Below are 20,529 nucleotides of genomic sequence, written 5' to 3' on the forward strand. Positions count from 1 at the left end.
AATATGGTAGATGCTAGATTAATATACAGAATATTTATGAAAAGACCATTATCTATATTTGTTATGACAATAATGTCAATGATTTCTTTTTATATGATTTCCAATGAATTGATGGAAAGTATATCTAATAAAGTTTATACTCAAAGAATTCACAATATGTTTTCAATAAATGAAAGTCGAGTTGGATTGATAAAAATGACTGATGATGTTGAATCAGGAAATATTGATATAAAAAAAGTAAAGCAAGATTTTGAAAATAGTGAATATATAAAAGGTATTGGTTTTAATTCCTCAGATTATATTTATGAAGGGATAAATGCAGAAGTTTATTTTATTGATGAAAGTATGTTAGCTTCATATAATATTAGTGTGGATAATGAATTAAAAGAGAATATGTTAAAAGATACAGAATATATACCGGTTGTAGTAGGTTATAATTTAAGGAATAAGTTTAATATAGGTGATGTTATTGATTCAACTATTGGAAATAAATATAGGGTTTATGGCTATTTAGCTAAAGATGATTCTATGTATCATGAACAAGAATTATTTGTGGGATGGACTAATTCCGATTTATATAATTTGGATGATTCATTTGTTGCTATTGTAGATAATGTAGAGGATTTTCGTTTTTTTAATTGGTATTATATAAATTTCTATGTAGATGAAGGTGATTATAATCTTGCAAAAGAGGAAATTTTAAAAATTGCAGAAAGTGATAACATCAATATACAAGTTATAAATAGGGGAGAGGAAATATTAGAAGCACAGGAAGATAATAATATTCTTCATAGTCCCAATTTTTATATTTTAATTGTAGTATTACTAGTTAATATAATTACTATAACTATAATGACAATAACATATGTAATGATTGAAAAAAGGCAATATGGTATTTTATCTATATGTACATATAGTAGAAGAAAGATATCATTTTTAATCATCAAACAGAATGCAATTATAGTCTATTTAGCAGCAATAATTGCTTGGGCCATTAATCAAAAGTTATATAATGGAAGCATTATTATAAAATTAGCAGACTACCCATCAAATTTGCTTTATAAGATAACATTATATAGTACAATGATTATTTTGCCATTAGTATTATTTCTTATTGCATCTCTTATTATAGTAATTTCAAGTATGATTCCGGTTATTCTAATAAATAGATATAAAATACCAGAGTTAATTCATAGTAATAATTAAACTAGAGGTGGATTAGAAATGAAAAAAATAATAAATATACTTTTTAGACATAAAATGATATTAATATTTGTTATGATAGGGCAATTTGCAATCTATATAAGCGTATTTGGAATTCTAAATACACTTAATATTGCTGAATTAAAAGAAAAAGATAGGATTGAATCTGTATATAAATCAAGGATAAAAATGGAAATAATAAAATCTTTTGATTCCTCTTTGATATCAGAGGATTTAAAGAATATTGATAAAGCTAATATTATTATTACAAAAGGCTTGGCTGTAAATTATAAAGAAGCAAATTCGTCATATATAGCAGACCTTATTATAGCTTTAAATGAAGAATTGCCATACAAATTAATAGAAGGACATATACCAGGCACAGATCCAGATGATAAAGGGAAAAATCTTGTAGCAATAGGTAGAGATAAATGTAAATATACATATGAAGAAAATGGAAAAAAATATATTACTCTTGATAACGAAAAATATGAGGTATGTGGTATATTAGGAAGTGAATATTCAGATTTTTGGGATTATAAAATTATATTAAATGTAAATAATATTGGAGATAATGTAATAAGTAGAATTAACGAGCTTACGTATTTTAATATAGAGATTTTATCAAATGAAATTAATGTAAGTGATATTTATGAAGATATTTATGTGGCAATAAAAACATGTAATAATGACGCTGCTATAGATTCATATAAACTATATGGTAGTGGGGAAAGTGAAATTAGAAAAACTTTAACTAGAAATAACATTAACAAAAAAATATGTATTTTGTTATTTAGTTTATGCAATTGTATTGTAATATCGGAATTCTATTTCCTAGACTATAAAAAAGAAATAGTAATTTATAAAATTCTTGGCGCAAAAAATTCATTTATCATAAAAAGATTAATGATATCATTTGTTGTTATTAGTAGCTTTACATTGATTCTATATGGATTAGTTGCTACATTGTTAAATACAATTGGAATGAATGGATTAATGTATTTTAGTGTTAGTGCTAAGAATATAATAAGTATGTTTATAGTTATATTATTAGTTACAGCTTTATCTATGATATATCCATATATAAAAATGACAAAATTAAATATTACAAGCATGAGATTAAAGGAGTAGTTATGATAGATATTAAGGGGTTAACAAAAGTTTTTAAAGATGGTGATTATAATAAAGTCGCTTTAGATGATATTAATTTAAAAATCAATGATGGAGAAATGGTTTCTATAATGGGGCCATCTGGTTCAGGAAAATCTACTTTGCTAAATATTATTGCATGCTTTGATGATGCAAGTAAAGGTGAGGTGTATATAAATGATAATAATATAACTTCACTTAAAAGAAATAAAAAAGAAAAATTTCGAAGAGACAATATAAGCTTTATATTTCAAGATTATGCCTTACTTGAGAATTTTACATGTTATGAAAATGTAGAATTACCTTTATTAATTAACAAAGTAAGATCAAGAAAGGCTAAGACCTTATCTTTATTAGAAAAGATGAATTTGTTAGAAGAGAAGAATAAAAAAATTAATAAATTATCAGGTGGACAAAGACAAAGAGTAGCAATTGCAAGAGCTCTAGCACTTGATACAAATTTAATTCTTGCTGATGAACCTACGGGTGCATTAGATCAAAAAATGGGTGAAGAAGTAACAGACATCTTACGCAGTATTAATAAAGAAGGAAAAACAGTTATTATTGTTACACATGATGAAAAGGTGGCTAATAAAACAGATAGAATTATTAAGCTAATGGATGGAAAAATAATAGATGATATAAAAAATGTTTAGATTAGGTAAAATCAAAGATTAGAAATGATATAAAAAGGGAGCTGGAAAAAATGATTATCTCATTTTTTCACAGCCCCTTCTTTTTGTTTTTAGTATATATATGAAAAATGATTTTGACCGATTAAAGCCAAAGCGTTGTTAAATACTATATTTATGATACTATTAAATTATTAATTAAATAGTAATGGGGGGAATGTATGAAAAAAATATTGTGTACAACATTAAGTTTAATGCTTTTGTTTTTAACAGCATGTAGTAAAACAAGTGAAAGTGAAACAGAAGAAAAATTATCAGAAGAATTCACTTATGAACAAACATCTGAGTTAATAGATAATAGTGGACAAAAATATTATAATGTTAATAGCTGGGTTAGAATACCAGAACTTGATTTTCATGATACACAAAATAATCTGATAGAAGCATACTTTCCTAATCAATATTTTGAAAGTGGCGTAGATTCGTTATTAGATTCCTTTGATAATAAGCCTGTGATAATAAATGTTCCGAATGGAACAAAGAAAAAAGAGGAGTATGCTAGTCAGGGTGTGTTATTTGTTAAAAATGGTAAATTGCCAATTATACAGAATGATGAAATTGTAGATTATTATAATAATATGAATTCTGCAATCATGTCTTGTATTTTGTATGGAGTTGTTGGAGAAAGTACATCATTCGAATTTAATCCTGATAATTATAGGACAATAATAACAAATCATACACGATGTAGATGTGATGTTTTACCTTTTTCAGCAGCTTTATATGAGGATTTTTTTGAATGCGATATGAGCTTTCAACTTGATATTTATGGAGTATCAAAAGAATACTTTAATGATAAATTGGGAACGTATACATATTCATCGATACAATATGAAGAATATTGTAAAGGAATAGAAGAAGATTATAAAAGCTTTGATCATTTATCTAGCTATAATTTAGATGAATCAGGTGTTTATTATATAGATTTTACACAATATAACGATGCATATGAGGATTATTATTTAGTTATGACAGATAAATCTGTGGATAACATTACATATAATATTTATGGAAGTGGTGGATATATAGTGGAAGATGAAAATGCATATCAGAAATGGAGAGAGGATAATAAAGATAAGTTTATAAATTAATTTTAACCGATTAAAGCCAAACTATTGTAATATATAAAAATGGTGATAATATAAATTTATAAATTTTTTTATGAAATAGGAGGGATTTATGAAGCTAAAAAGATTTTTTGTGGCAACATTATTGGCATCGTCAGTTATAATGTCATCATTAGCATTGGTATATGCAGGGTATAATGATGGAACATATGGATATGCCTATCGAAATGTAGAAGGAAGAGATGGAGTATATAAAATAAGTGCTGGTACAGTAAGAAAAAATGGTGCACAACAATCATCAATTAATGTAATAAAAACATATTATGATGGTGAAGTTCAAATAGAATCTTCTGGTGTGAGAAATGAAGATGTTAATTACACAAGCGGTTATGAATACATAGAAGATTATGTAACGGAACACAGAACATATAAGGGTGCATATAAGGTTTATGACATTACATTGTATGAGTAAAAGCAATTAATATTTATAAATTTAACAAGGGGCTGTGAAAAAATGATTATCTCATTTTTTCACAGCCCTTTTTGTTCACAAAGAAGTCTTTTTTCATCCACAATTAAAACACATTTTTTAATTAACATAATAAATGTAAAGAGGAGATACATTAGTGTTAAATTGAAAGGAGTAGTTATGGCTATTGAAGTATTTAATAGATATGAAAAAAAGTACATGCTGACAAAGAAAAGTTTTAGAAAGCTTTTAACTAGAATCGAAGATCATATGGATATGGATAAATACAATATAAATGGTAAGCCATACACAATAAGTAATATCTATTTTGATACAGATAATGATGCCCTTATAAGATCTTCTATCGAAAAGCCTGTGTATAAAGAAAAATTAAGAATGAGAGCATATGGCACACCATCACTAGATGATAAGGTTTTTATAGAAATAAAGAAGAAGTATGACGGCATAGTTAATAAGAGACGTACTTCTATGACTCTTAAAGATGCCTATAATTACATACTTAAAGACAATCCACCAACACCCGCTTCAGGAAAGATTAATACTCAAGTTTTACATGAAATCGACTATTTTAAAGATTTCTACAAGGTAAAACCTAAGCTATATCTTTCTTATGATAGATATGCATACTTTGAAAAAAATGATGGCGATTTCAGAGTAACATTTGACACAAACATTCAGACAAGACGATATGATCTTGCACTAGAAAAAGGCCAGTATGGAAGTCAGCTACTAGAAGCAGACCAGGTTTTAATGGAAATTAAAATCAGTGGAGCGGTTCCAATGTGGTTTACTAAGATTTTATCAGAATTAAGAGTCTATCCAGTATCATTTTCTAAGTACGGAACGGAGTACAAGAGATATGTATTAGAGAATACTCAAAGAGAATTTATTGAAAATAAAGGAGAAATAATATGTTCGAATCAATTTTATCCTCAGCTACAAGCAGTAGCTTCACTGTAAATGAGTTTTTAATTGCCGAAGTAGTAGCTGTTGTTTTAGGTTTAATTATTGGCGTTGCTTATATGGTAGCTTGCAAGAATGACGGTTATTCTAAGAATTTTATCGTGGGTTTATCAATTTTACCAACAGTTGTGGCAGCAGTAATTTTATTTATCGGTAGTGATGTAGCAAGAGCATTTTCAATGGCAGGAGCCCTTACACTTGTAAGATTTAGATCTACTCCTGGTAATGCTAAAGACATTTCAGTAGTATTTTTATCTATGGCAACAGGCCTAGGATGTGGTTTAGGTTATATAGGATATGCAGCAATTTTCGCAGTAATAGCAGTAATTCTATTAATTATTTTAAGCTTAAGTACATTTGCAAAAAAGTCATCTAACAAGAAGCAGCTTAGAGTAACAATTCCAGAGAACTTAAATTACACAAATGTATTTTCAGATATTTTTGAAAAATATACAGATAGCAATAAGTTAACAAGAGTAAAGACAACAAATATGGGAACCATGTATGAGTTAAGCTATGAAATAGCCATAAGGGATGAAGCAGAGGAGAAAAAATTTATAGATGAAATTAGAACAAGAAATGGTAATTTAAATATAGTACTAGGAATGTTACCAGTTGCAAACACAGATACACTTAATAGTTAACTTAAAGGCAGGCGATAATCGCCTGCTTTTTCTTATTTTTACTAAAAGATATTGATTATTAAAAAAGAAAATGCTAATATGAAATTAGCTTTTTTAAAGTATGTTTATAAAACTTATTTTGAAAAAAAGCTAGTATATAATGTATAGGGAGGTATGCAAATGAAATCTAAAAGTTTGCGTAAAGCATTAGCGCTAGCTATGGCAAATGCCATGATCCTTGGGGTAGTAGGATCAAATTGTAGCTTAACTAGTGCATCGGGGTTACCATCAACTACTGGCCATGATACTTATGTCAATAGTGATGTGTTTTCAGTAATATCAAGTGATAGTTTTGGTACAACAGCACTTGATAGTCCACTTTTTTCAAAAAATATTGGTAGTTATGATATTACTAATCTACAAGTACCAACATTAGCTTATGATGATACAAGCATAGGCTTGGTTTGGGAAAAACCAGAAAACTATGAAAATGTAGCTGATTATCATGTATATATTAACGGGGAATTACAGGAAACAGCTAGGGAAAATTTTAAAGAAAATGCTAAATGGACTTATACCTACATGCAGTCTTTCTACGATTATTATAAGACAGCTTCTGATGTAGATATGGTAAATGTAGATATCCATTCTTTTAGAGCAACAGATTTAAGTCCAGAGACAAGTTATGAAATTAGTGTAGTTGCAATTGATAAGGATGGTAATGAACTTGGTAATAAGGTTTCAATTACTGCAACAACAACTAAGACACCAGAAGTAGTTAATGTTCTTGATTATGGTGTTAAATATACAGAAGGTTATACAAGTTATAATGATGAAATCAATAAGATAATTGAAGATAACACTAAGGCTATTCAGGCTGCTATTGATGCAGTTCCTGAAGGTGGTAAATTAGTTATTCCAGATAATGACCAGGGACTTGTATTAGTATCTGGTGCTCTTTGGCTTCATTCTAATATGACTCTTGAACTAGATGGAACACTTTGGGCTTCACCAAACTCAGATCATTTTGAAATTGGTTTCCTTATGTATCCATTCTACACAGATACAAGAGATTGGGGCCTTATTAATGCAGTTTCTCAAGATGAGAATGCACCACTAGAAAACATTAGAATTACAGGTAATGGTACTCTTTACGGTAATGGTTGGAAGTATGGTGCAGGCGATACAATGTATGGTGATGGTTATACATCTAATCTTGGAGTAAATACTCAGGCAGGTGATCCAGACGTAGGCGCTACACAATCTGATTTTGCACTTCCAAGATATATGGGCGGTAGTAATACTAAGGTTTACTATTATGGTATTCAGGCAGCAGATTCTGCAAAAAAATACCTAAGTAATTTATATAATGAAGATGGAACAAGAAAATATTCAGATGAGTTAATTGAGAGCTTGACTTCAAAGATTAAAGCTAATAAGAGTGATAAGTTGTCAAGTATTGCAACACAAGATTTAAAGGATGCTTATGCTACAAGAGCTTCACTTTTAATTATGAGAAATATTTCAAACGTATACGTTTCAGATATTACAGTGGAAAATCCATCAAATCATTCAGTAAATATTCTTGATTCAAGAAATATCGCTACAACTAACGTTAAGGTATTCTCCTATGATGGAAACAACGGTGATGGCCTTGGCTATGGTTGTTCTCAGAATGTTGTTTGTTGGAATAATTTTACAGACACAGGTGATGATAACTTAGGCTTTGGCGCTTCTGTAGGTGAAGGCGCAAGAGATTGTAATATTCAGACAAACTCAGAACTTTGGATGTTTAATAACTTCCTTCGTGAAGGACATGGCGGTCTTGCTGCTGGTTCTCATACAGGTAACGGTATTCAGGATGTATTATTTGAAGATACAGTAATGAATCATATTGATATGGCATTTAGATTTAAGTCAGCACCTACTAATGGTGGTTTTGCTGCAAATATTACAATGCGTGATTGTGCTATTGCAGATACAAATCAGGCTTGGGTATTAACAACATCTTACTCAGATCCTAACTCAGCATCTTCAACAGAAGCAGCTGAAATTGGAGAATTTTATAATTTTGCAGCATATGACGTATCAGTGTATGGGGTAACACAAAATACAATTTGTGTTTATGCAGATGTTGACTATGATAATGCACCTAATAAGCCAGCACACAAGCATCACAATTTATATTTCCAGGATATTACATTTGGTGATGTAGGTAAAAATGGCGGCTATAAATATTACGGTGGTTGGGATACACTTACAGGCTGTGAAAATGCTGTATTCTATAATGTAAAGACAGTATCTTATAATAGTAAAGCAGTATCTAAAGCTACAGACGCTGCTTGGACCAATATAAAGTACTGTAAGAATATCATTTTCCAAGGAACAACTCTTGAGAGCTTAAATATTAAAAGCTCTAATGTGGAAAATGCTATGCAGGCACCAGAAGTAATTGATAATAATATTACAGCTACAAGTGCTGAAGATGGAAAGAGCGTTAGCTTGTCTTGGGCAACACAAAAGGATAACTATTCTATGACTTATGGAGTAGATACTTATGTAAATGGCAAAATGGTTGATTTTGTATCAGGCTTATCAGACACACAGACAACTATTAGCTCACTAAGCCCAGGAGTAGATTATACTTTCAAGGTTTATGTATCAGATAAGACAGGCAATAAGACTTTAATTAATGAAGTATCTGTTAAAACAAATGGTGAAGATACAGAAAGCATTGTAGTTCCAAAATCTACAATAGTTACTTTAACAAATCCAATTTACACATGTGCACAGGCAAGCTTTGCTTCTGCTTATGCTAATGACAATAGAGTAAGAGGTTATAAAATCTATGCTAATGGTACATTAGTAAAGACAATTTATAACTATCAGATAAAAGATTACAAGAATGCTGCTAGCATTTCAAACCAGGTTGGTAGATTAACAGCAGGTACTAATAATGAAGTAAGTGTTGTAGCCTTTACAGATTCTGGTAAGGAATACAAATATGATCCTGTATATGTAACAACTCTTGGTAATTATGATTACAAGGCACCTGTATTTGCAGCTACTGCTAAGATTACAGCAGTTGCAAATAAGGATAATACAATTGATTTAAGCTGGGATGAGGCAGTAGATGATACAGCAGTTGCTGGTTATAGAGTTTATGTAGATGGCGTAGCTGTTTATACAGATGAATCAACAGATACTTTCAATCCTGTAAATGGTGCTTATACAACTAATAAGACAGAAATTAAATTAACAGATGTAGATACAACTAAGTCTCATACAATTACAGTTCAGGCTGGAGATACATGGTGGAAAGCTGCTAAGACAATGGGGAACTTTGATAAGATGGCTTCTTATAACTGGACAGTTAAGGGTCTTGAATTAACTACACAGGCTTATGAAGAGCCAAGTGAAGAACCAACTACAGAAGAACCAACAACTAAGGAGCCAGAAACACCTAGTGAAACTCCATCTGGTGAAGTGGCAGCAGATACAGGAATTGCATATGAGATGCTCTCAGGTAGTGATGTTAGTGTAAGAAAGGGCGAAAAACTCATACTTCGTTCAGCAGCAGACTTTAGTAAGTTTGTATGCGTAAAGCTTGATGGTAAGGAAATTGATCCATCTAACTATAAGGCATATTCTGGTTCTACTGTTGTTGAAATTAATGAAGACTTCATTAATACATTAGAAGCTGCTAATCACAAAATTGAGATTGTATCAAATGATGGACTTGCAGTCGCTAATGTAACAGTAATAGACGCTAATGATAGCCTAGACAATAAAGTGGCAGCAGATACAGCAAATGTAGAAGCAGTAACAACTGATAAAGCTAGTACAGGAAATGAAGTGGCAGCTGCTACAGGAGATAATAATAATTTAATTATTTTAGTAACTTTAATGACATTTATGCTTGCAATAATGAGCATTTCATATAAGATGACTAAAGAAAAATAAAGCGGGACAGGTTAAATACTTAACACAGTTAAAACTACAATAATAGCAGCTAGATTCCATGTCTTTTTTATGCAAAATTAACATTGATATAAATCTTTAATTATGGAAAAATATCTTTACCAAGTGGTAAATGTAAAAAATGAATGGAGTGTAGGAAAATGGCGATTAATGTAGTAGATGAAGCTAAGAGATGTTTACAGTGTAAAGTACCAATGTGTAGAAAAGGATGTCCGATTTCTACAAATATTCCGGAAATGAATAAATTATTTTTGGAATTTAAAAAAGATGAAGCTGGAAAAATGTTATTTGAGAATAATCCACTTTCAGCAATTTGTTCCTTAGTATGTAATCATGAAAAACAATGTGAAGGTAATTGCGTATTAGGAAGAAAGGGTTCTCCTGTACATATTTCAAGTATAGAAAATTATATTTCAGATGCTTATCTTGATCATCTTAATTTAACAAGACAAGAAAGCAAAAACCAGAGGGTTGCCATTATTGGTGGTGGCCCTGCTGGTATTACAATTTCAGTAATACTTGCTCAAAGAGGTTATGATGTAACTATTTTTGAATCTAGAGATAAGATTGGTGGCGTCTTAAGATATGGTATTCCAGAATTTAGATTACCAAAGACAGTACTTGATAGATATCAGGCTCAGTTATCAAAGGTTGGAATTAAGATTAGACCACATACAGTTGTGGGACATGCCCTTACAATCGATGATTTAGAAAGAGATGGCTATGAGGCAATCTTTATTGGAACTGGTGTATGGAGACCAAAGAAACTAGGAATAAAGGGCGAAAGCTTAGGAAATGTACATTTTGCAATTGATTATCTTGCAAATCCAGATGTATATGAATTAGGAAAAAGACTAGTAATTATTGGTGCTGGTAATTCTGCTATGGATGTGGCAAGAACAGCTACAAGAAAGGGCGTATCAGAGGTTTATGTATTCTGTCGTAGAGGTCATGCAGCTGCATCAGTTAGGGAACTTGAGTATGCAGAGGCAGATGGAGTACAGATTCTTTATGGTTATAGACCTGATGAATTTACTGATAATGGCGTACTTTATAAGATTGCTACAATGGATGAAGAAGATAATGTATTATCTATGAGTGAACAAAAATTCTTTGAAGCAGATAGCATTATAGTTGCAGCAAGTCAGGGCGCTATGAATAGAATTGTAAGCACAACAACTGGTATTGAAACAACTGACAAGGGCTTACTTCATACAGATGAAAGAGGAAGCACAACAAGAGATGGTATTTTTGGTGCTGGTGATGTTGTTAATGGAGCAAGAACAGTAGTTGAAGCTGTTAAGTATTCTAAAGAAGTAGCAGAAGCTATGGATGAATATTTAACAAAGAGAAGAAATAAGTAAAATATTAAACACAAACCTACCTGTATTAAATTTTCAGAAGAAAAGTTTAGTATGGGTAGGATTTTTATACTTATATTATTGGGATATTAAGAAAAAGTATGTTATAATTATATACAGATAAGTTGGAAGTAATGGATATAAATTATACTGGCATAAATATACAATATGCGTTTTGAGTTTGTACTTGTTAAATAACTAGATTTATTATATTATTAATACATATATTAGGAAGGACGTGATTTAGATGGCAGATAACAATACTCAATTTTTTAAGACTCAGCCAGAAAAGACTATTTCGGTTGAAGGAATTATAGAGCAAGTATATCTTGCTTTAAAGGAGAAGGGATATAATCCTGTTAATCAGATTGTTGGATACATTATGTCTGGGGATCCAACATATATTACAAGTCATAATAATGCTAGAAGCCTAATTATGAAGGTGGAACGTGATGAACTTGTAGAGGAAGTAATTAGATATTTTATTGAAGGTAAAGGCTTATAAATATTAATGAGATATTTAGGCTTAGATTATGGTAGTAAGACTGTAGGTGTTGCGCTGTCTGACCCTTTTGGCTGGACAGCACAAGCCCTAGAGACAATTACTAGAAAAGAAGAGAATAAATTACGTAAGACTTATGCAAGGATAGAAGAATTAATAAAAGAGTATGAGGTTAGCAAAGTAGTGGTTGGATTGCCTAAGAATATGGATGATACGGAAGGTGAGAGAGCATTACTTGCAAGGGATTTTGCAGCAAATATTCACAGAAGAACTGGGATTGAAATTGTAATGTGGGACGAAAGATTAACTACAGTTGCAGCAGATGAAGTTCTAAGTGAAGCTGGCGTTAGAAAGGAGAACAGAAAAGCTGTTATAGATAAGATAGCAGCAGCCTTTATATTACAAGGTTATCTCGATTATGAGGCTGATAAGGCTAGAAAAGAGATTATCAATAAAAGCGAAAGCTAATCATGGGGAGAAGTTGTACTGTGATTAGGTTATTTTGCTGTCTAAAAATTAAAAATCTTGTTAAAAGAAAAAAAGGGAAACAAAAATAAGGGAGAGTTTATGGAAAAGATTACTTTAATGTCAGAAGATGACAAAATCGAGCTTTTTATTCTTGAAGAGACCAGAATTAGTGGTATTAATTATATTTTAGCATCCGAGAGTGAAGACGATGATGAAGCAGAAGTTTACATTCTAAAGGATACTTCTAAGGATAGTGAAGAAGATGCTATTTATGAATTTGTGGAAGATGATGATGAATTAAATGCAGTTGCTAAGGTATTTAGCGAATTGCTTGATGATGTAGATATTAAATAAGAAATAATTGACATAATGTCATAAATATATAATTAAGGAGTGTTATATGAAAAAAGAAGCGAATTCCACCTTAAAAATAGTACCTCTTGGTGGTTTAGAGCAGATTGGTATGAACATAACAGCTTTTTGTTATGAAGATAGTATTATAGTAGTAGACTGTGGACTTAAATTTCCAGATGATGATATGTTAGGTGTTGATTTAGTTATTCCTGATGTAACATTTTTAAAGGATAATATTGATAAGGTAAAGGGCTTTGTAATTACCCATGGTCATGAAGATCATATTGGAGCAATTCCTTATATTTTAAAAGATGTTAAGGTTCCAATTTATGGTACAAAGCTTACAATTGCCTTAATTGAATCAAAGCTTAAGGAACACAATATGATGAAGGAAGTAAAGAGAAAGGTTGTTAAATATGGACAGTCTATTTCTCTTGGTAACTTCAGAGTTGAATTTATTAGAACAAATCACAGTATTGCTGATGCAGCAGCACTTGCTATTTATTCACCAGCAGGTACTGTAATTCATACAGGTGACTTTAAGGTAGATTATACTCCAGTTGATGGTGATCCTATTGATTTACCTAGACTTGGTGAAATTGGTAAGAAGGGTGTTCTTGCTTTAATGTGTGATTCAACTAATGCACTTAGACCAGGCTTTACAATGTCTGAGCGTACAGTTGGTGCTACATTTGATAAGATTTTTGCTGATAATAAGAATTCAAGAATTATTATTGCAACATTTGCATCTAATGTAGATAGAGTTCAGCAGATTATTAATACTGCTGTTAAATATGATCGTAAGGTATGTGTTGAAGGTCGAAGCATGGTAAATATTATTGAAGTTGCCCAAGATCTTGAATACTTAAAATTCCCAGAGGGAACATTAATTGAAACAGAAGAAATGAAAAATTACAATCCAGAACAGATTGTACTTATAACAACAGGTAGCCAGGGTGAATCAATGGCAGCTCTTTCAAGAATGGCAGCTAATATTCATCGTAAGGTATCAATTATGCCAGGAGATTGTGTTGTATTTTCTTCAACTCCTATCCCTGGTAATGAAAAATCAGTATCTAAGGTTATTAATGAATTAGGAATGAAGGGCGCTAAGGTTATTTTCCAGGATACTCACGTATCAGGACATGCCTGTCAGGAAGAAATTAAGCTTATTTATTCCTTAGTAAGACCTAAGTATTCAATTCCGGTACATGGTGAATATCGTCATTTAATTGCTCAAAAAGAGCTTGTAATGGGACTTGGATATCCTAAGGAGAACATTATTGTTGCTAAATCTGGTGATGTAATTGAATTATCAGATGAAGAGGCTAAGATTACAGGAAAAGTTCCTGTTGGTGAAGTAATGGTTGATGGTCTTGGAGTAGGTGATATTGGTAATATCGTACTTAGAGACAGACAGAATTTAGCAGAGAATGGTATTATTATTGTTGTTCTTACATTCGAGAAGGGTTCAGGACAGCTTATTGCAGGACCTGATATTGTATCAAGAGGTTTTGTATATGTAAGAGGTGCTGAAGAATTACTTGATGAATCAAGACTTGTAGTTAATGATTCAGTTCAAAAATGTATTGATAGCAGAATATCAGACTGGGGTAAAATTAAAAATATTATCAAAGATGATTTATCAGAATTCCTTTGGAAGAAGATGAAGAGAAATCCTTTAATTCTTCCAATTATTATGGAAGCAGATATTTAAAATTAAAAGCGGCTAGTTATTTTTATAATAGCCGCTTTTGCCTTTAAATAGGGTTAAAGTAAGGTTTTTGTCAATTGGAGGGGACGCTTATGGGAAAGCAGGACAAAATAGAAGAGCTAAAAAAGGAATTAACAAATTCTATCTTAGAAAGTGCAGAATATAAGGAATATAAAAGGCTGGATGAAGAAATAGGCAGAAATCCTGATCTTAGACGAGCTGTGGATGAATTTAGAAAAAAGGTTTTTGAAGTAGTAAATAATGATGATATAGAAGATGCATATACTGCAATGGTTAACCTTAATATTGAATATTCTGATATGCGAAGACAGGATTTGGTTAATAGATATTTAACTGCAGAAATCTGTTTTAGTAGTCTAGTTAAGGATGTTATTAAGTCTATAGTTGACCCTATAGATATGGAACTTGATTTTTTACGTTAAAACCCTTATTATAGCTTGTGATAGACAACAAACGGAGGATTACATGAGCAATAAAAATATTAGACTTATTACAGCAGTTTCTGTTAATGTACTAGTTATTCTTATAGGAATTATAGTTATATATAAAGTTGGAAGTGATGCTTACAATTTTGGTAATAACATTTTTAATGAGGTTTCAGCTGATACAAGCAATAATGCTAGAGAAGTTGAGGTTACTATTAATTCAGGTATTTCTGCTAAGGAATTAGCTAATACTTTTTATGAGAAGGGCTTAGTTAACGATAAGAAGCTTTTTTATTACCAGATTTTAGTTTCAGATTATAAGGATAAGTGGGTGGATGGTACATATAAATTAACAACAGATATGTTACCAACAGACATGCTTAAAGTAATTTGCGTAGAAGATTAATAAAGGATTAAAGAAAGAAGGATACCATTGATAGTTAATGAAAGAGTGGTAGCTTATATTAATTCTTTAGATAGAGGTAATTCAGATATTGTTAATACAATAGAAAAAGAAGCGATTGAAACAGGCGTTCCAATCATTAGAAAAGAGATGGGGAATTTACTAAAAGTGTTGCTTTCTTTAAAGCAACCTAAACGCATCTTAGAAGTAGGTGCGGCAGTAGGTTACTCATCTATTCTTATGGCCGAGAATATGCCTAGTGATTGCCATATTACAACTATCGAGAATTATGAAAAGCGAATACCAATAGCAAAAAATAACTTTAAAAGAGCTAATATGACTGATAGAATCACGCTAATTGAGGGTGATGCCACAGAAGTCTTAAAAGAATTAGATGAGACATACGATTTTATTTTTATGGATGCAGCTAAGGGACAGTATATAAATTTCTTACCTGATATTATGAGATTATTAAATAAGGGCGGATTGCTTATTTCTGATAATATCTTACAGGAAGGCGAAATTGTTGAGTCCCACTATACAGTAAGCAGAAGAGATAGAACAATTCATCAAAGAATAAGAGAATATGTTTATACACTTACACATAGTGATGAGCTTATTACATCAATAGTTCCTATTGGTGATGGAATAACATTAAGTATAAAGAAATAGATTTTTTATGTGTTACAAAGGAAAGGATTATTATGAGAAATAGAGTTTATAACGGAAGAAAATTAGAATTACTTATTCCAGCAAGCAGTTTAGAAGTATTAAAAATAGCAGTTCTTTACGGAGCTGATGCAGTTTATATTGGTGGTGAGGCTTTTGGTCTTAGAGCTAACGCTAAAAACTTCTCACCTGATGACATGAGAGAAGGTATTAAGTTTGCCCATGAAAGAGATGTTAAGGTTTATGTTACAGCTAATATCTTAGCACATAATTATGATTTAGAAGGTGCTAGAAAGTATTTTGAAGAGCTTAAAGAAATCGGACCAGATGCCTTAATTATTTCTGATCCTGGTATGTTTACAATAGCTAAAGAAGTATGTCCTGAAATTGATATTCATATTTCAACTCAGGCTAATAACACTAACTATCTTACATATAATTTCTGGTGGAAGCAGGGTGCAACAAGAGTTGTATCAGCAAGAGAATTAAGCCTTGCAGAAATCAAGGAAATTAGAGAACATATTCCTGATGAGATGGAAATTGAAAGCTTTATGCATGGTGCTATGTGTATTTCATATTCTGGTAGATGCTTACTCTCTAACTACATGGCAGGTAGAGATGCTAACAGAGGTGCTTGTACACATCCTTGTAGATGGAAGTATTCAATCGTTGAAGAAAATAGACCTGGTGAATATATGCCAGTATTTGAGAATGAAAGAGGAACATATATCTTTAACTCTAAGGATCTTAATATGATTGAGTATATTCCAGAGATGGTAAGCTCAGGTATTGATTCCTTTAAGATTGAAGGTCGTATGAAGACTGCTCTTTACGTAGCAACAGTTGCAAGAACATACAGCCTTGCAATTGATGATTTCTTAGAAGACCCTAAGAAGTATGAGGCTAGAATTCCATTCTATAAAGAAGAAATTGGAAAGTGTACATATAGACAGTTTACAACAGGCTTTTTCTTTAATAAGCCAACAGAGGAAACTCAGATTTATGATAGCAACACTTATGTTACAGAATATAAGTATCTTGGTATTGTTGGTAAGAAGAATAGCGAAGGTCTTTATAATATTGAACAGCGTAATAAGTTCTCTGTAGGTGAAACAATTGAAGTTATGAGACCTAACGGAGATAACATTCCTGTAGTAGTTAAAAGAATTGTTGATGAATTTGGACATGATATGGAAAGCTGTCCACATCCAAAGCAGCAGTTATTCATTGATTTAGGAATTGAGCTTAATGAGTTTGATATTTTAAGAAGAAAAGAAGGAAATAAAGAAATTGCTTAACATAATATTCCTTACTTGTAGTAAAATAGCTAGTGAGAACATTTATGAAGGAAGGTTTACTTATGTCGAAGGTAGAAACAATTAAAGAGAGATTGGCAGCTGTTAGAGAAACAATGGCTAAGACAGGTGTCGATATTTATCTCGTATTAACAAATGATTATCATATCTCTGAATATTCAGGAGATTATTTTAAAGAAAGAGAATTTATCACAGGATTTACTGGATCTGCAGGAACAGCTGTAATTATGAAGGATAAAGCAAAATTATTTACTGATGGTAGATATTATGTTCAGGCAGCAAAAGAAATTGATGGAACTGGCTTTGAACTTATGAAGGATGGTTCAGTTGGAGTTCCTAGTGTTACTGAATATGTAGAACAGCAATTAAGCGATGGTGCTTGCATTGCATTTGATGGTAGAACTGTTGATGCAAGAATGGGACTTAAATTATTAGATATTGCAGCTAAGAAAAATGCCACAATTAATGATGATTTTGATGCTATTGCTCCTATTTTTGAATCTAGAGCTCCTTTCCCAGAAAGTAAGGCTTTTTATTTAGATGAAAAATATTCTGGAGCTACAATAAAGGAAAAGCTTGTGGCTATTAGAGAAAGTCTTACTAAAGCAAATGCAACTTGCCATATTATTGCAAGTCTTGATGATGTGTGCTGGTTATTTAATATTAGAGGTAATGATGTTTGGTGTAATCCAGTGATTATGGCATATGCATATATTGATGAATCAAAGGCTATTCTTTATACAGATGGAGATAGATTTAATGATGAAATCTTAGCTAAATTTAAGGAATGCAATGTGGAGATTCGTCCATATAATAGTGTTTATGAAGATGCAGCTAAATTAAAGGGAAAGTTATTACTTGATACTAAGAGAATTAATACTCGTCTTTATAATATTTGCAATGCTAACAGTGACTTAACATGTATTTTTAAGGAGAACCCAAGTGTTTTACTTAAGGCTATAAAAAACGAAACTGAAATTGCTAATTTAAAATCAGTACATAGAGAAGATGGAGCAGCCTTAACTAAATTTATCTTCTGGACTAAGAAAGCAGTTAAAGAAGGAAAGCAGATAACTGAGGCTGATGCAGCAGAGTATCTTGACTCGCTTCGTGCTAAGATTAGTGATTATATTGAACTTAGCTTTGATACAATTTCAGCTACAGGTCCTAATGCTGCTATGATGCATTATCATGCAACTAAGGAAAATGCCAGCGTATTAAAGCCAGAGGGAATGTTACTTGTTGATTCAGGCGGACAGTATTTAAGAGGAACAACAGACGTAACAAGAACTTTTGCACTAGGTCCCGTAACAGAGGAAATGAAGAAGTGCTTTACTCTTACACTTAAAGGAATGCTAAATCTTTCAAATGCTAGATTTTTACATGGCTGTAATGGATTTAGTCTAGATATTCTAGCTCGTGGTCCATTATGGAATGATGGCATTGATTATAGATGTGGAACAGGTCATGGCGTAGGCTATTTACTTAATGTTCATGAATCACCTAATGGTTTTAGATGGAAGCACATTCCTGGAGTTAATGATTTAGCAGTTCTTGAACCAGGTATGGTAACATCTGATGAACCAGGTGTTTATGAAGAAGGTAAATTTGGTATTAGAATTGAGAATGAAATTGTCACAAAGAAGGATTATGATAATGAATATGGTACATTCTTAAGCTTTGATAATCTTACAATGGCACCTATTGATCTTGAGCTTGTGGATAAGGCATATCTTGATAAGACTGACATTGAAAGACTTAATAATTATCATGCAACTGTATATGAGAATATTAAAGAATTCTTTGAAGGTGAAGAATTAGAAGAATTAAAGATGGCTACAAGGGCGATATAATTAATGAGTAAATATAAGTTTAAATCTGATAATAAAGAAAAGGTTGAGCTTGCAATTAATAATACATCAAGAAAAATTAGAGTTGAAAAGGATTCTGATAAAAAGGCATCTTGTAGGGTTCCAATAAAGGTTTTAGGAGCTATATTAGTAGGTGTCGCCATTATAGGAATTGTGATAGGCGTAATTATTCATAGCCACAGATTTGATATAAGAGATTATATTAAGGTAAGTTATGTGGGAGCTAATGGATATGCCACACCGCAATTTACTATTGATAAGGAAAACCTAAAAACAAGACTAATAGGGGATTCTAAGGATTCTCAAAAGCTATTAGCAATTAATAACCTTGTTAATTCTATGGAGGTAAGCTCTAATAGTACTGATGTATCAAATGGCGATAAGATAAAAGTAAATATTTCTTATGATAGTTCATATATGGATATTGCTAAGGTAAAACTTAATCTAACAAAATTTGATTTAAGGGTAAGCGGTGTATCATCGGGTAAGAAAATCTCTCTTTTTGACACTATTGAAGTTACCTTTAATGGTATTAGTCCAGAGGCAAGTGTTACAATAACTAATAAAAACGAGGATGAATATCTAAAGAGTTTAACATTTAGTGCAGATAAGACAAAGAATATAGCCTTTGGAGATACAATAACTGTTAGATGCGATACATCTAGTGATGATATAAAAAGGCATGGATATATTATTGATTCTGATTATGCTACATATACAGCTGATAAGCTAGGTAAATATATAAATGGAGTTAATGATATCAATAAAGATGTATTTAATCAAATAAAGAAGGAAGCTAGTGATGCAATAACTAGTGAAACTAATAATACAACCTTTAGAATGCTATATAAGGCTACAAAGAATAAGGATTATTTAAAGCAAACCAATGAAGAAACTGTAACAGATATACAGTTAATGTCTAAATATTTATTATATAATGGTACTAATGGAAGCGATTATAATAATGTGATTATATTAATCTATAGTACCACTGTTAGTAATAAGGAAAAAAGCGAGACGGTATATTTTGCTTTTTCATATTACAATAATTATTTAACACCAGATGGAAATTTTGAAATGACAAGAGGAATGTCTAATGAAAATTATGAGGTAAGTACAGATAGTAATGCCCTAATAAATTCCCTTGTTAATTCTCAAAATAGTAGATATACAATTACAGAATTAAAGGATTTCTAGTAAATATAGGAGAAGTAGACTTGTGTCTATCTTCTCCTTTTCTTGACTTTAAAGGGGGCA

Annotated in this window: 19 protein-coding genes; all 19 read left to right on the plus strand. The window is 31.3% G+C overall.

The features are described 5' to 3' along the window. The first annotated feature begins 3 nt into the window (after positions 1–3). The 19 genes from T537_RS0105725 to T537_RS0105815 all read left to right on the plus strand — a co-directional run bounded on the left by T537_RS0105725 (position 4) and on the right by T537_RS0105815 (position 20,469). Positions 4–1,206, plus strand: a complete 1,203-nt coding sequence (locus T537_RS0105725) for an ABC transporter permease family protein (protein WP_027437815.1) — start codon at positions 4–6, stop codon at positions 1,204–1,206. A gap of 18 nt (positions 1,207–1,224) precedes the next feature. Further along, positions 1,225–2,334 carry an ABC transporter permease gene (locus T537_RS0105730; protein ID WP_027437816.1) on the plus strand — a complete coding sequence of 370 codons (1,110 nt, stop codon included), beginning with the start codon at positions 1,225–1,227 and terminating at the stop codon, positions 2,332–2,334. A 2-nt stretch (positions 2,335–2,336) separates the two neighbouring features. Further along, positions 2,337–3,008: an ABC transporter ATP-binding protein gene (locus tag T537_RS0105735; RefSeq protein ID WP_031556675.1), complete on the plus strand. Its 672-nt coding sequence runs from the start codon at positions 2,337–2,339 to the stop codon at positions 3,006–3,008. 197 nt (positions 3,009–3,205) lie between these two features. Further along, positions 3,206–4,135 carry a hypothetical protein gene (locus tag T537_RS0105740; protein ID WP_027437818.1) on the plus strand — a complete coding sequence of 310 codons (930 nt, stop codon included), beginning with the start codon at positions 3,206–3,208 and terminating at the stop codon, positions 4,133–4,135. Positions 4,136–4,223: 88 nt separating this feature from the next. Continuing rightward, a complete protein-coding gene (locus T537_RS0105745; RefSeq protein WP_027437819.1) occupies positions 4,224–4,583 on the plus strand; it encodes a hypothetical protein in 360 nt (119 codons plus the stop codon). 177 nt (positions 4,584–4,760) lie between these two features. Beyond that, the gene (locus tag T537_RS0105750) at positions 4,761–5,561 is read left to right on the plus strand and encodes a polyphosphate polymerase domain-containing protein (protein WP_031556676.1); all 801 of its coding nucleotides are present in this window, start codon (positions 4,761–4,763) and stop codon (positions 5,559–5,561) included. Continuing rightward, the gene (locus T537_RS0105755; protein WP_034244330.1) at positions 5,513–6,208 is read left to right on the plus strand and encodes a DUF4956 domain-containing protein; all 696 of its coding nucleotides are present in this window, start codon (positions 5,513–5,515) and stop codon (positions 6,206–6,208) included. Before T537_RS0105750 ends, T537_RS0105755 begins: the two co-directional genes overlap by 49 nt. 159 nt (positions 6,209–6,367) lie before the next feature. Next, on the plus strand, positions 6,368–10,150 hold the full coding sequence (locus tag T537_RS0105760) for a hypothetical protein (protein ID WP_031556678.1): 3,783 nt from the start codon (positions 6,368–6,370) through the stop codon (positions 10,148–10,150). A gap of 158 nt (positions 10,151–10,308) precedes the next feature. Beyond that, positions 10,309–11,532: an NAD(P)-dependent oxidoreductase gene (locus T537_RS0105765; protein ID WP_031556679.1), complete on the plus strand. Its 1,224-nt coding sequence runs from the start codon at positions 10,309–10,311 to the stop codon at positions 11,530–11,532. 244 nt (positions 11,533–11,776) lie between these two features. Further along, positions 11,777–12,034, plus strand: a complete 258-nt coding sequence (locus T537_RS0105770) for an IreB family regulatory phosphoprotein (protein ID WP_027431389.1) — start codon at positions 11,777–11,779, stop codon at positions 12,032–12,034. 6 nt (positions 12,035–12,040) lie between these two features. After that, the gene (gene ruvX / locus T537_RS0105775) at positions 12,041–12,499 is read left to right on the plus strand and encodes a Holliday junction resolvase RuvX (RefSeq protein ID WP_051637173.1); all 459 of its coding nucleotides are present in this window, start codon (positions 12,041–12,043) and stop codon (positions 12,497–12,499) included. A 99-nt stretch (positions 12,500–12,598) separates the two neighbouring features. After that, positions 12,599–12,853, plus strand: a complete 255-nt coding sequence (locus T537_RS0105780; RefSeq protein ID WP_031556681.1) for a DUF1292 domain-containing protein — start codon at positions 12,599–12,601, stop codon at positions 12,851–12,853. Positions 12,854–12,899: 46 nt separating this feature from the next. Then, positions 12,900–14,570 carry a ribonuclease J gene (locus T537_RS0105785; RefSeq protein WP_027437824.1) on the plus strand — a complete coding sequence of 557 codons (1,671 nt, stop codon included), beginning with the start codon at positions 12,900–12,902 and terminating at the stop codon, positions 14,568–14,570. Between the two features lie 89 nt (positions 14,571–14,659). Next, a complete protein-coding gene (locus tag T537_RS0105790; protein WP_027437825.1) occupies positions 14,660–15,010 on the plus strand; it encodes a YlbF/YmcA family competence regulator in 351 nt (116 codons plus the stop codon). Between the two features lie 43 nt (positions 15,011–15,053). Further along, on the plus strand, positions 15,054–15,419 hold the full coding sequence (locus T537_RS0105795) for a hypothetical protein (RefSeq protein WP_027437826.1): 366 nt from the start codon (positions 15,054–15,056) through the stop codon (positions 15,417–15,419). A 27-nt stretch (positions 15,420–15,446) separates the two neighbouring features. Beyond that, the gene (locus T537_RS0105800) at positions 15,447–16,088 is read left to right on the plus strand and encodes an O-methyltransferase (RefSeq protein ID WP_031556682.1); all 642 of its coding nucleotides are present in this window, start codon (positions 15,447–15,449) and stop codon (positions 16,086–16,088) included. 32 nt (positions 16,089–16,120) lie between these two features. After that, the gene (locus T537_RS0105805; RefSeq protein ID WP_031556683.1) at positions 16,121–17,383 is read left to right on the plus strand and encodes a peptidase U32 family protein; all 1,263 of its coding nucleotides are present in this window, start codon (positions 16,121–16,123) and stop codon (positions 17,381–17,383) included. A gap of 62 nt (positions 17,384–17,445) precedes the next feature. Continuing rightward, positions 17,446–19,254, plus strand: coding sequence for an aminopeptidase P family protein (locus T537_RS0105810; protein WP_031556684.1), 1,809 nt, complete (start codon positions 17,446–17,448; stop codon positions 19,252–19,254). A gap of 3 nt (positions 19,255–19,257) precedes the next feature. After that, positions 19,258–20,469 carry a hypothetical protein gene (locus T537_RS0105815; protein WP_031556685.1) on the plus strand — a complete coding sequence of 404 codons (1,212 nt, stop codon included), beginning with the start codon at positions 19,258–19,260 and terminating at the stop codon, positions 20,467–20,469. Positions 20,470–20,529: the final 60 nt, after the last annotated feature.

This window comes from Lachnospira multipara LB2003 (assembly GCF_000702205.1).
Classification (GTDB): domain Bacteria; phylum Bacillota; class Clostridia; order Lachnospirales; family Lachnospiraceae; genus Lachnospira; species Lachnospira multipara_A.

Excerpts from the sequence above, each read along its gene's own strand:
- T537_RS0105795 (WP_027437826.1), top strand. The coding sequence starts at position 15,054 with ATGAGCAATAAAAATATTAGACTTATTACAGCAGTTTCTGTTAATGTA.
- T537_RS0105770 (WP_027431389.1), top strand. The coding sequence starts at position 11,777 with ATGGCAGATAACAATACTCAATTTTTTAAGACTCAGCCAGAAAAGACT.
- T537_RS0105735 (WP_031556675.1), top strand. The coding sequence starts at position 2,337 with ATGATAGATATTAAGGGGTTAACAAAAGTTTTTAAAGATGGTGATTAT.
- T537_RS0105760 (WP_031556678.1), top strand. The coding sequence starts at position 6,368 with ATGAAATCTAAAAGTTTGCGTAAAGCATTAGCGCTAGCTATGGCAAAT.
- T537_RS0105725 (WP_027437815.1), top strand. The coding sequence starts at position 4 with ATGGTAGATGCTAGATTAATATACAGAATATTTATGAAAAGACCATTA.
- T537_RS0105740 (WP_027437818.1), top strand. The coding sequence starts at position 3,206 with ATGAAAAAAATATTGTGTACAACATTAAGTTTAATGCTTTTGTTTTTA.
- T537_RS0105790 (WP_027437825.1), top strand. The coding sequence starts at position 14,660 with ATGGGAAAGCAGGACAAAATAGAAGAGCTAAAAAAGGAATTAACAAAT.
- T537_RS0105755 (WP_034244330.1), top strand. The coding sequence starts at position 5,513 with ATGTTCGAATCAATTTTATCCTCAGCTACAAGCAGTAGCTTCACTGTA.
- T537_RS0105785 (WP_027437824.1), top strand. The coding sequence starts at position 12,900 with ATGAAAAAAGAAGCGAATTCCACCTTAAAAATAGTACCTCTTGGTGGT.
- T537_RS0105810 (WP_031556684.1), top strand. The coding sequence starts at position 17,446 with ATGTCGAAGGTAGAAACAATTAAAGAGAGATTGGCAGCTGTTAGAGAA.
- T537_RS0105750 (WP_031556676.1), top strand. The coding sequence starts at position 4,761 with ATGGCTATTGAAGTATTTAATAGATATGAAAAAAAGTACATGCTGACA.
- T537_RS0105780 (WP_031556681.1), top strand. The coding sequence starts at position 12,599 with ATGGAAAAGATTACTTTAATGTCAGAAGATGACAAAATCGAGCTTTTT.
- T537_RS0105730 (WP_027437816.1), top strand. The coding sequence starts at position 1,225 with ATGAAAAAAATAATAAATATACTTTTTAGACATAAAATGATATTAATA.
- T537_RS0105765 (WP_031556679.1), top strand. The coding sequence starts at position 10,309 with ATGGCGATTAATGTAGTAGATGAAGCTAAGAGATGTTTACAGTGTAAA.
- ruvX (WP_051637173.1), top strand. The coding sequence starts at position 12,041 with ATGAGATATTTAGGCTTAGATTATGGTAGTAAGACTGTAGGTGTTGCG.
- T537_RS0105745 (WP_027437819.1), top strand. The coding sequence starts at position 4,224 with ATGAAGCTAAAAAGATTTTTTGTGGCAACATTATTGGCATCGTCAGTT.
- T537_RS0105815 (WP_031556685.1), top strand. The coding sequence starts at position 19,258 with ATGAGTAAATATAAGTTTAAATCTGATAATAAAGAAAAGGTTGAGCTT.
- T537_RS0105805 (WP_031556683.1), top strand. The coding sequence starts at position 16,121 with ATGAGAAATAGAGTTTATAACGGAAGAAAATTAGAATTACTTATTCCA.